This is a genomic window from Gelidibacter sp. (assembly GCF_035577925.1).
Lineage (GTDB): Bacteria > Bacteroidota > Bacteroidia > Flavobacteriales > Flavobacteriaceae > Gelidibacter.
The window spans coordinates 1-2,319 of record NZ_DATJCY010000118.1 but is presented as its reverse complement, the minus strand read 5'-3'; the positions used below and the strand labels follow the sequence as shown (position 1 = coordinate 2,319).

Sequence of the window (2,319 nt, the reverse complement as noted above, 5' to 3'; positions counted from 1 at the left end):
ATTAATTGTTTGATTGGTTAAAATTTTGATTAAATGCGCATAATGAACTAATACTTCCCGCACCATTGGTTTATTCCATGCCAATTTGGCACAGTCTTCGATCCAATTTAAAATATCATCTTTATAAGATATAGGTTGGTATTCAATTCCGTTTTCTTTACTTTCCTTTCCATCTAAAGTTAAGAACAACAGTTTCGCATTTGGAAATCTTTGTTTATACCTAAACAATTGATTTTTTTGTTCTGGTGCGTTAATTTTATTTTCTATAACCATTTTGGTTTCTTCCTTATCCTTAATCAACAGATCAATCCGACCGCCTTCAGTATAATCCTCATTTATTTTTCCGGCATAAAATTCTTTGCTACAAGTAGCTGTTTTATAATCCAATCCAATTTCTTCCGAATATATTTGTTTAACAAATAATTCCAAAGGTTCCGTACCAAGTCCGTGGCTTCCATTTGGGCTTAACAGTTCGGCAAGTATTGCCGAGTGCGTCCTTACTTCATCAGTTTTCATTCCCATTATTGAGAAAATATTGAAATTTTCGCCTGTGATTTTTTCTACTTCCTTATACTTTGACACAACTGCATCAACCCTTAATAATAAGTTTTTCATAAATTACTGATGTTTATATAGTTCTAATTAATGAACCACTTTCCTTTCTGAGTTCCATCTTTCCATTATTTTTCGTAACAATGAAATCTTTCCAGCTAAATTTAGCACTCACACTATTACTCGGACAGATAGTTCTAATCAAGGATCCACTATCTTTTCGCAAGACCACTTTCCCGTCAGTATTGGTAATCACAATCAAAGTTCCATCACTATTTATATTTGCGTCAATTGCGCCCGAGGATTGGAGTGTACGGATCAAACTCCCGTTTGCTTTTCTCAATTCAACTTTACCGTTGTTTAATTTTACGATGTTCATGTTTTTCTGGTTTAATTTTTAATAATAATTATTTCGTTTTTCAATTCAAAGCAAAAATAGAAGTTGAGTACGCCAACCTATGTCGTTACCTCTTATTAATATCACTTATAATTGAGAAATTGAATAAAATCAACACCATACCAACAAAAAACCATGCAGAGGCATGGTTTTAATATAATTTTGATCAAAAAAAGAGAATCTATCAAATGCTGATAAATTCTCTTTTCTTTGAGCAGTTAAGCACAGTTATTTTTTAGAAATGCTTAGCGATACTTTTCTTTAAACTTAGTTGTTTTCACTCATTACTTTTAAAATGTCACGACTTTTTCTCAAAAAATTATTAAGCGCAACTTGCTGCTGATCCATAGGTATTGAAATACTGACCTTAGAAGCGAGCTGCTCTAGACTGGAAACATCAGATTTCAATGCAGGATAACTTTTTTCTTGTATATCTTCCAACACCGATGCAATCTTGTCGCAAGCCGTTTTAAAGTTTTTAAAATTCTTAACATCACTGTTTGTACTTGTAATACTTGTTATCAACACCGAAAAACTTCTCAAGTCATCCAATTCTTCAGAATCTTCCACCGCATTGTTATTGGCATGTTTTACAACCAATTTGGTCAAGTTTGAAAATGCCACTTTCGTATAAGAAGAATCCACGGCAATTCTGGTAGAATCTCTTATGGATTCATCAAAAGCCCTGAAATTATTATAAATGGCACCAGCAGTAATCCCAGAAGCACGGGTTGCGTTTTCATTTTGCAAATCGTTCGTTTGAATGGAAGTAACATCATCATCAAAATCCATATCGATAGTATCAGTTGTTGGTTTGGAATTATTAAAATAAACGATAACAGTCAACATGATAAGTAGCAGGAAAATCCAAAGCCACATCGGTTTTTTATCTTTAGTTTTTATTTCCGCCATGATAATTAAAGTTAAGTTAACCAGAACCTGAAAAATAAATCCTCCAAATTCACCTAATAAATTTAGCACTTAAAAAAACACAAAGAAGGCTCTTTCGATTAAAATCTTAACTTAAAAGACTATTATCCTGTCTATGCCCCCAACAATCATATCGGTTTTTATATCAATATAAGTTACTATCGATCTTAAAACTTTTAACTATCACATCCCTTTTTTAGATTTTCTTTAGTCAAAGAGATTCACTTTATAATAAAGCTGAGATGATAAAAATGATACTGTTTCTTTATTGTGATCAGCTCTTTGCTTAACCTCATTGTTATAGCGTGATGGATGTATCCGATAATAATCCAACAACAGTTTTTCGTTACCCTTTAAGCTATTTTCTAGATAATACAAATCGACATTTTCTTTCGTCAAATTATATCGCGTAACCATATTTCCCCAATTAAACAGTGCAC

General features: G+C 32.3%; 4 protein-coding genes. All 4 read right to left on the bottom strand.

The annotated features are described in order from the left end of the window. On the bottom strand, positions 1 to 615 hold a 615-nt coding region (locus VNJ50_RS04180), incomplete at its 3' end, for a PD-(D/E)XK nuclease family protein (protein ID WP_325579347.1). A 13-nt stretch (positions 616 to 628) separates the two neighbouring features. Further along, a complete protein-coding gene (locus tag VNJ50_RS04175; RefSeq protein ID WP_325579345.1) occupies positions 629 to 931 on the bottom strand; it encodes a hypothetical protein in 303 nt (100 codons plus the stop codon). A gap of 285 nt (positions 932 to 1,216) precedes the next feature. Then, the gene (locus VNJ50_RS04170) at positions 1,217 to 1,861 is read right to left on the bottom strand and encodes a hypothetical protein (protein WP_325579343.1); all 645 of its coding nucleotides are present in this window, start codon (positions 1,859 to 1,861) and stop codon (positions 1,217 to 1,219) included. A 225-nt stretch (positions 1,862 to 2,086) separates the two neighbouring features. Next, positions 2,087 to 2,319: hypothetical protein (locus VNJ50_RS04165; protein WP_414652864.1), on the bottom strand; the 233-nt coding region annotated here is incomplete at its 5' end.

Bases quoted from the DNA above. Each gene is read 5' to 3' on its own strand.
- VNJ50_RS04175 (WP_325579345.1), bottom strand. From the start codon at position 931: ATGAACATCGTAAAATTAAACAACGGTAAAGTTGAATTGAGAAAAGCA.
- VNJ50_RS04170 (WP_325579343.1), bottom strand. From the start codon at position 1,861: ATGGCGGAAATAAAAACTAAAGATAAAAAACCGATGTGGCTTTGGATT.